Annotated in this window: 1 protein-coding gene and 1 pseudogene; both read left to right on the top strand. The window is 71.1% G+C overall.

Annotated elements, in window-relative coordinates; all coding sequences use genetic code 11:
* Positions 1–3,163 (top strand): annotated as a pseudogene (locus tag MJ785_RS17605) (SDR family NAD(P)-dependent oxidoreductase); the annotation flags it as partial.
* 298 nt (positions 3,164–3,461) lie between these two features.
* Positions 3,462–10,150: SDR family NAD(P)-dependent oxidoreductase (locus MJ785_RS22050; protein WP_370652974.1), on the top strand; the 6,689-nt coding region annotated here is incomplete at its 3' end.

Raw genomic sequence — 10,150 nt, 5'->3', positions numbered from 1 at the left:
GCGCGCGCTGTTCGAGCACCGCGCGGTGGTGGTGGCCGCCGACGCGAAGGGCTTCACCGCCGGGCTCGATGCCCTCGCCCGCAGCGAGACGGGACCGAACATCGTCACAGGCTCGTCCGCCGGAACGGGCAGGCTGGCTTTCCTGTTCACCGGACAGGGCAGCCAGCGAACCGGCATGGGACGGCAACTGTACGATACCTATCCGGTATACGCTCGGGCCTTTGACACGGTGTGCGCCGAACTGGACCGGCACCTGGGCCACGGAGCACTGAGCCGGCATGTCGAGGGCTCGGTTCGCGACGTCGTGTTCGCAACCGAGGACACCGGCCTCCTGCATCAGACGGTGTACACCCAGACGGCGCTGTTCGCGGTCGAGGTCGCGCTGTTCCGGCTGCTCGAATCCTGGGGTGTCCGGCCTGATTTCCTTGCCGGGCACTCCATCGGCGAGCTCACCGCGGCACATGTCGCGGGCGTCCTGGCCCTTCCCCACGCGGCCGCGCTCGTCGCCGAGCGAGCCCGGCTCATGCAGGCGCTGCCCACCGGTGGCGCGATGATCGCCATCCAGGCGGCCGAAGAGGACGTACTGCCCGCGCTGGCCGGGTATGAAGACCACGTTGGAATCGCCGCCGTCAACGGGCCCGAATCGATCGTCATATCCGGCGACGAGGAACACACCTTCCAGATCGCCCACGCCTTCGAAAGCCGGGGCCGGAGGACCAAGAGGCTGCGGGTCAGCCATGCCTTCCACTCCCCCCATATGAACGGCATGATCGACGATTTCCGGCGGGCAGCCGAGGGCCTGTCCTACGCCCCGCCGGTGATACCGGTCATCTCCAACCTCACCGGTGCGGTCGCCACCGCCGACGAACTGGGCAGCGCCGGATACTGGGCACGCCACGTCCGCCACGCGGTGCGGTTCCGCGACGTCGTCCGCCGGCTGGAAACCCTCGGTGTCACCACCTACCTCGAGCTCGGGCCGGACGGCGTACTCACCGCCATGGCGGCGGAATCACTCACCGAACAATCCGGGAAGAACACGCCGACGCTCGTTCCGGTGCTGCGCCGCGGACGCTCCGAACCCGACACCATGATCACAGCACTCGGCCACGCTCACGTTCATGGTGTCGCGATCGACTGGGACGCGGTGTTCAGCGGCCCGCGCCCCCGTCGGGTCGCCTTGCCGACCTATGCCTTCCAGCACCAGCGATACTGGCTGGACGCTGCCGGGACCGCGGCTGAGCCCACTATGGCGTCCGCCGGGCTCAGCTCGGCGGACGCCCGTTTCTGGGAATCCGTCGAACGCCAGGATCTCGATGGGCTGGCAACCGAGCTGGGTATCGGCGAGGAGGAACTCCAGACCTCGCTGGGCGCCGTGCTGCCGGCCCTGGCGTCGTGGTGGGACGAGCGCCGTGTGCACGCCACCGTCGACTCCTGGCGCTACCGCGTCACCTGGCGGGCTGCGCGCGAGACAGCCAGGCGTCCGCTCTCGGGCAGCTGGCTACTGGTGGTTCCCGACAGTCATGTCGGCACCGGATGGGTGCGGTCCGTCGGACGGATGCTGACCGAGCAGGGTGTTCACACCCGCCAGGTCGCGGTGACCGCGCGGGACTGCGACCGGCGGCGCCTGGTGGAGCTGCTGGGCGAAACGCTCAATGATCCGACGCCACCAGGCGAAGCGACAGCCGGCGTCCTGTCGCTGCTGTCGCTGGCCGAGGAGCGCCATCCGAGCCACGCCGCCGTCGCCTGGGGAGCCGCCGCGAACGTCGCGCTCATCCAGGCGCTCGACGATGCGAACGTCACCGCGCCACTGTGGTGCGTGACCAGCGGAGCTGTGTCGACCGGCCCTTCGGATCCGGTGACCAGCCCTGTTCAGGCGCTCATCTGGGGTCTGGGCGGGATCGTCGCGGCCGAGCACCCGGACCGCTGGGGCGGCGTGATCGACCTGCCCGCGACCGTGGACGAGCAGATCGGCGCCCAGCTGGTCGCCGCGCTCGGCGACCAGCGCGACGAGACCGAGATAGCCGTACGCGGATCCGGGCTCTTCGTGCGGCGGCTGGTGCGAGCGCCGGTGGACGGTGCGCCCAGGGCGCGCCGCTGGCAGCCGCGAGGCACAGCCGCGATCACGGGTGGGACCGGTGCGCTCGGCGGTCACGTCGCGCGCTGGCTCGCCCGCAACGGAGCGGAACACCTACTGTTGATCAGCCGTCGTGGCCGCGACGCCCCCGGCTCGGCCGAGCTGGAAGCCGAACTGAACGCGCTCGGCGCAAAGGTCACGATCGCCGCGTGCGACGTAGCCGACCGTGGCGCGCTCGCGGCCGTGCTGGCCTCGATACCCACGGCATACCCACTGACCGCGGTGGTGCACACAGCGGCCGTGCTGGACGACACCCTGGTTGCGAACCTGACCACCGAGCGGATGGACCGGGTGTTGCGGGTGAAGGTCGGGGGCGCTCTGAATCTGCACGAGCTGACCAGGGAAACGGAGCTGTCGGCGTTCGTGTTGTTCTCGTCGCTCGCGGGAGTCCACGGTATTTCCGGACAGGGCAACTACGCGCCGGGCAACGCGTTTCTCGATGCCCTTTCCGCCCATCGACGCGCACACGGGCTGGTCGCCACATCAATGGCATGGGGACACTGGGACGGCGGCGGTATCGCCGAGCCCGACGTCGAGCAACAGTTCCGCCGTCAGGGGCTTTCTCCCATGGCCCCGGAGCTGGCTGTCACCGCGCTCGGGCAGGCTCTCGACCACGACGAGCCCCACCTGGTCGTCTGCGACGTCAGCTGGGAAACGCTCGCCCAGACCCGGCGGAACGCGCTCCTGGGAGAACTCCCTGAGATTGCGCGGATGCTCCGCGGCACGGCTGGCAACGCGGCCGAACCAGGCGACGCGGGCTCGTCCGACCTGGCCCGGCAGCTGGCGCACGCGGCCGAGCCGGAGCGGCGGCCGATCCTGCTGCAACTCGTTCGTACCCAGATGGCCGCGGTACAGGGGCACGCCTGCACGGACGCGGTCGACATCGGCCGGACATTCCGCGACCAGGGATTCGACTCGCTCACGGCGGTGGAGCTACGCAACCGGCTGAATGCGGCAACCGGGCTGCGGCTGCCCACCACCCTCGTGTTCGACTACCCCTCGCCGACAACGCTGGTCGATCACCTGCACCTGGAACTACAGCCCCGAGCCACCACGGCGGTGCCGGCGGTCCTGACCGCGATCGACACCATGGAAGCGCTCCTGTCCGCCCTTCCCGCAGACGCGCCGCAGCGGGAGACGGCCGCATCCCGCCTCCAGGAACTGGCAACGACATTGAACCGTGGTGCCCGTTCCTCCGGCACCACCGAGATCACTGATGTGCTCTCCAGCGCGACCGACGACGAGCTCATCAGCTTCATCGGAAACGAACTCGGGATCTCCTGACCGCGCCCGACACAAAGAAGGCGGAAAGATGAGCGACGATCAGATCAGATACCTCCTGAAGCGAGTTACCGCCGAGCTGCACGACACTCGTGAGCGCCTCCGGGAGACCAGGGCGGAACAGCATGAGCCGATCGCGATCATAGGGATGGCCTGCCGATTGCCGGGTGGCGTGGAATCTCCGGATGATCTGTGGCGGCTGGTGGCGTCCGGGCAGGACGCGATATCGAGCTTCCCCACCGACCGAGGGTGGGATGTTGAGGATCTGTTCGACCCGGACCCGGCGCGGGCGGGCAAGTCCTACACGCGGCATGGTGGTTTCCTGCACGACGTGGCAGATTTCGACGCCGAGTTCTTCGGAATGTCGCCGCGTGAGGCGTCGGCCACCGATCCACAGCACCGGTTGTTGCTGGAGGCGGCGTGGGAGGTGTTTGAGCGGGCGGGTATCGACCCGGCGTCGCTACGCGGAACGAACACCGGGGTCTTCGCCGGCATGAACGGGCAGGATTACGCCACCCGCCTGAATCCGGTACCCGAGGCGCTGGAAGGCTACCTGAGTATCGGCAACGCGAGCAGTGTGGCGTCAGGCCGGATCGCCTACACCTTCGGTTTCGAGGGCCCGGCGGTAACCGTGGACACGGCCTGCTCGTCCTCCCTGGTAGCGCTGCATCTGGCCGCGGGGTCGCTGCGGTCGGGTGAATGCGGCCTGGCGCTGGCCGGCGGGGTGACAGTGATGACCTCGCCACAGGGGTTCGTGGAGTTCTCCCGGCAGCGGGGCCTGGCCGCCGACGGCCGCTGCAAGGCATTCGCCGCGGCGGCGGACGGGACCGGCTGGGCCGAAGGCGTCGGGCTGCTGCTGCTGGAACGCCTCAGTGATGCCGAGCGCCTCGGGCATCAGGTGCTCGCGGTGGTGCGTGGCTCCGCGGTGAACCAGGACGGCGAGTCCAACGGGCTGACCGCGCCGAACGGCCCCGCGCAGCAGCGGGTGATCCGCCACGCCCTGGCCAGCGCGGAACTGTCCCCCGCCCAGGTGGACGCGGTCGAGGCCCACGGGACCGGCACCACCCTCGGCGACCCCATCGAGGCACAGGCGCTGCTGGCCGTCTACGGTGCGGGCCGCCCCGATGACCGGCCGTTGTGGCTGGGGTCGTTGAAGTCGAACATCGGTCACACCCAGGCCGCGGCCGGGGTCGCAAGCATCATCAAGACGGTCCAGGCCATCCGCCACGGTCTGCTGCCACAAACCTTGCACGTTGATGCGCCCTCCCCCCACGTCGACTGGTCAGCCGGCAGCGTGCGGCTGCTGACCGAGCCGCGACCATGGCCACGGACCGGTGAGCCCCGCCGCGCCGGGGTGTCCGCCTTCGGGGTGAGCGGCACCAACGCGCATGTGATCCTCGAGCAGGCCCCGGCCGTGGAGGAACCGGCGGAGGAGAACGGCGATCCGCCGCATGCGACGCCCGCGACGCTGCCGTGGGTGCTGTCCGGCAGGACTCCGGACGCGCTGCGCGAGCAGGCCGCGCGTCTGGCTTCCTTCATCACCGGCGACAGGGATCAGAACCCGGGCGATCCGAACCCGGTGGACGTGGCCTATTCGCTGGCGACCACGCGGGCGCTGTTCGACCACCGCGCGGTGGTCGTGGCCGAGGGGCGGGACGGGTTCCTGGCCGGCCTCGGCGCCCTGGCCCGCGGCGAGGCCGCGCCGGGGCTGGTCGCGGGCTCCGCGACGACGGTGGGCACACTGGCCTTCCTGTTCACCGGACAGGGCAGCCAGCGTCCCGGGATGGGCCGCGAGCTGTATGAGGCGTACCCGGTCTTCGCGGCCGCGTTCGACGCCGCGAGCACCGAACTGGACCGGCACCTGGCAGGGTGGGTGGATCATTCGGTCCGCGACGTCGTGTTCGAGACGCGGGACACCGGCCTGCTGCACCAGACCGTGTACACCCAGACGGCGCTGTTCGCGCTCGAGGTCGCGCTGTTCCGGCTGCTCGAGTCGTGGGGGGTACGGCCGGACTATCTCGCCGGACACTCCATCGGCGAGCTCACCGCCGCGCACGTCGCCGGGGTGCTGTCGCTCGCCGACGCGGCCGCGCTCGTCGCGGCGCGCGCCCGGCTCATGCAGGCCCTTCCCACCGACGGCGCGATGATCGCCATTGAGGCGGCGGAAGACGAGGTACGCACCGCGCTCGCCGGACGGAACACCGACGGCACCGTCGACATCGCGGCGGTCAACGGGCCGCGCTCCGTCGTCATCTCCGGTGACGAGAGCCTGGCGGTCGACATCGCCCGCGAGTTCGACAAAGCCGGCCGCAAGACCAGGCGGCTGCGGGTCAGCCACGCCTTCCACTCGTCCCGGATGGACGGCATGCTGGCGGAGTTCCGGCACGTAGCCGAAGGGCTTTCCTACCATCCAGCGCGGATACCGGTCGTGTCCAACCTGACCGGGCGGCTCGCCAGCGCCGAGGAGCTCGGCAGCGCCGAATACTGGGTGCGCCACGTCCGTCACACGGTCCGGTTCGCCGACGTCGTCCGCCAGCTGGAAACCGCCGGTGTCACCACATACCTCGAGCTCGGCCCGGACGGCGTACTGACCGCCATGGCGCGGGAAACACTCACCGGACAATCCGGCGGTACCGACGCCCCGGCGCCGGTGCTCGCGCCGGTACTGCACCGCGGCCGCCCGGAACCCGGCACGCTCCTCACCGCGCTGGCCCACGCCTTCGCCCACGGCACCGCCGTGGACTGGCACGCGCTGTTCTCCAGCCTGAACCCGCGGCGGGTGGAACTGCCGACGTACGCCTTCCAGCGCCAGCGGTTCTGGATCGACCCGTCACCGGCGACCGGGGACCTCTCCGCGTTCGGTCTGGGGCCGGCTGGGCATCCGCTGCTCGGCGCGGCGGTAGCTCTGGCCGACGTCGACGGGTTCCTGTTCACGGGACGCCTGTCGCTGCGGACACATCCATGGCTGGCCGATCATGTTGTGCACGGGGCAGTCGTGGTTCCAGGTACGGCATTCGTAGAACTGGCGATCCGCGCCGGTGACGAGGTCGGCTACGGCACTCTGGAAGAGCTGATCATCGAATCGCCGCTGATCCTGCCGGAACACGGCGGGGTGCAGGTGCAGGTGGCCGTGGGAGCGCCGGAGCAGCAGGCGGGCCGGCGTCCGGTCACCGTGTACTCGCGGCCGCAGGACGCCACCGCGGACACCGGCTGGGCCCGGCACGCCGGTGGGTTCCTCGGCACCGGCGCGGCAGCGGCATCCGCCGCTCTGAATGAATGGCCTCCGCAGGGCGCGGACCCGGTCGACGTCGGGGAGATCTACCAGGATCTGGCAACGGCGGGCCTGCCGTACGGGCCGCTGTTCCAGGGGCTGCGCGCCGCGTGGCGACGCGACCGGGAAATCTTCGCCGAGGTCGCTCTTCCCGACGAGCTGCAGGCTGACGCCGCCTCCTTCGGCGTGCATCCGGCACTGCTCGACGCCGCCCTGCACGCCGCCGCCGCCGGATCGCATGACACTCCGGCGGGATCCAGTCGGCTGCCGTTCGCATGGACGGATGTGCGCCTGTACTCCTCCGGCGCGTCGGCGTTGCGGGTACGGCTGTCCGACGCCGGTTCCGAGGCCTTCTCCGTTCAGGCGGCCGACGGAACCGGCGCACCGGTGATCTCCATCGGGTCGTTGCTGTCACGGCCTGTCTCAGCCGAACAGCTGGGCGCCGCGCGCACGGCGCGCCAGGACTCGCTGTTCCGCCTCGACTGGGCGACGGTGGCCGTGGCCGTGACATCCCAACCGTTGCGGCCGGTGTGGGCCGTCGTCGAAGACGATGCACAGGCGCTGCGCGCTGTGCTACAGGACACCGGCGCCGAGACGAGGGTCTTCGCCGGCCTCGCTGCGGCCTTGAAGCCGGCTGGACCCGCACCCGCGCTGGTCTTCGTATCGGGCCTCCCGCCGTCGCGCCCAGACAATGTCGAAAGCCCGGATGTCGCGCGGGCGGCGCACGCTACGACGCACCAGGTGCTCGCCCGGGTACAGGAATGGCTCGCTCACCCCGGCCGTGAGTCGTCGCGCCTCGTCGTCGTCACCAACCGCGCGGTAGCCGTCGGCAACGAGACGCCCGATCTCGCGGCCGCCCCCGTCTGGGGCCTGGTCCGTTCGGCCCAGTCCGAACATCCTGGCCGGATCATCCTGCTCGACATCGACGATGACGAGCGGTCCATCCGAGCGCTACCGGCCGCGCTGGCCACGGCCGGCGACAGCGACGAACCACAGCTCGCGGTCCGCGCTGGCGCCGTGCACGTGCCGCGGCTGGCCCGGGTACCCGCCCTCAGCGCCACCACCGCAGCCACCACCAAGAGCGACAGTCACCACACCGACGACAGTGGTGACCCTGGCAGCGAACACCTCGACGGGACGCCCTGGGAGCCCACGGGCACGGTACTGATCACCGGTGGTACCGGGGCGCTGGGCGCCGCGCTCGCGCGGCATCTGGTCACCGAGCACGGTGTCCGTCATCTGCTTCTGACCAGCAGACGGGGTGCCGACGCCCCCGGTGCCGGCGAGCTGCACGCCGAACTCACCGGGCTCGGCGCGGCAGTCACCATCCGCGCCGGCGACGCCGCCGACCGCGCATCCCTCACCGGCATCCTCGCCACGATCCCCGCCGGCCATCCCCTGACCGCGGTCATCCACACCGCTGGCGTGATCGACGACGGTGTCGTCGAATCGCTGACCCCACAACGGGTGGACGGGGTACTGCGCCCCAAGGTCGACGCGGCCTGGAACCTGCACGAACTCACCGCCGGCAGCGATCTCGCCGCGTTCGTGCTGTTCTCCTCTGCCGCCGGGATTCTCGGCAGCCCAGGCCAGGGGAACTACGCCGCGGCCAACACGTTCCTGGACGCGCTGGCCGCCTACCGCCGCGCGGGTGGGCTGCCCGCTGTCTCGCTCGCCTGGGGCCTGTGGGGCAACGCCAGCGGGATCACCGGCGACCTCACCGAAAGTGACCACGACCGGATCGCCCGCACCGGGATCAAGCCGTTGTCCTCCGCCGAGGGCCTGGAGCTGTTCGACGCCGCGTTGCGCCTCGACCACGCGCTCCTGGCGCCGGCCCCGCTCGACCTCGCGGGCCTGCGCGCTCGCGCGGCGACGCGGACGGTGGCTCCGCTCCTGCGTGGACTGGTCCGGCCCGCGCGGCGGACCGCCCAGGCCGGGGTGGCCGTCACCGGATCGTCGTCGGTCGCGCAACGCCTCGCCGGCCTTCCGGAATCCGAACGGGACGCCTTCCTCCTCGGCCTCGTACGCACCGAGGTGGCCGCTGTTCTCGGACACGCGGACACGCGGGCGCTCAGCGCGGAACGCGCGTTCTCCGACCTCGGGCTCGACTCCCTCACCGCGATCGAACTCCGTAACCGCCTGGGCGCCGCCACCGGGCTGCGGCTGCCGTCCACCCTCACCTTCGACTATCCAACGTCGGCGGCGGTCATCACCTACCTGCGATCGGAACTGCTGGGTGCCCATGGCGCGTCGCAGGTGGCCGCCGTGGCCGCCGCGTCCGGGCCCGGGTCGGACGAGCAGATCGCGATCGTGGGGATGGCCTGCCGCTTTCCCGGCGGGGTGGACTCGCCGGAGGCGTTGTGGCGGCTGGTCGCGGCCGGCGGGGACGCGGTCTCGGCTTTCCCGACCGACCGGGGCTGGGACATCGAGGAACTGTTCGACCCGGACCCGGACCACACCGGCACGTCGTACACGCGCCACGGCGGCTTCCTGCACGGCGCCGGGGATTTCGACGCGGGGTTCTTCGAGATCTCCCCACGCGAGGCGTTGGCGACCGACCCGCAACAGCGCCTGTTGCTGGAAACCACCTGGGAGGCGCTCGAGCGGGCCGGTATCGACCCATCCTCGCTGCGCGGGAGCAGGACCGGGGTCTTCGCCGGTGTCATGTACCACGACTATGCCCCGCGGCTGGATGAGGCGCCCGCCGCGCTTGAGGGCTTCCTCGGCAACGGCAGCTCGGGCAGTGTCGCGTCGGGCCGGATCTCCTACACGTTCGGCTTCGAGGGCCCGGCGGTGACCGTGGACACGGCCTGCTCCTCGTCGTTGGTGGCCCTGCACCTGGCTGCGCAGTCGCTGCGCACGGGCGAGTCCGACCTCGCGCTGGCAGGTGGTGTGACGGTGATGTCCTCACCGGCCGCCTGGGTGGAGCTCTCGCGGCAGCGTGCCCTGTCACCGGACGGCCGGAGCAAGGCGTTCGCCGCCGCGGCCGACGGCGTTGGCTGGGGCGAGGGGGTGGGCCTGCTGCTCCTGGAACGGCTCTCCGATGCCCGCCGCCTCGGCCACCGGGTGCTGGCGGTGGTCCGGGGCTCGGCGGTCAACTCCGATGGCGCGTCCAATGGGCTGACCGCGCCGAACGGCCCGTCCCAGCAGCGCGTCATCCGCCAGGCGCTGGCCAACGCCGGGCTTTCCGGCGCCCAGGTGGACGCGGTCGAGGCGCACGGGACCGGCACCCGGCTGGGCGACCCGATCGAGGCACAGGCGTTGCTGGCCACCTACGGCCAGGACCGGCCCGGCGACCAGCCGCTGTGGCTGGGATCGCTCAAGTCGAACATCGCCCACGCGCAGGCCGCCGCCGGCGCGGCCGGCGTGATCAAAATGGTGGAGGCGATGCGGCACGAGGTGCTCCCCCAGACCCTGCACGTCGACGAGCCCTCCCCGTACATCGACTGGTCAGCCGGCGCCGT

Source organism: Protofrankia sp. CiT1 (assembly GCF_917627335.1).
GTDB lineage: Bacteria > Actinomycetota > Actinomycetes > Frankiales > Frankiaceae > Protofrankia.
The sequence above is the reverse complement of the archived record's forward strand: the minus strand, read 5'-3'. Positions and strand labels throughout refer to the sequence as shown.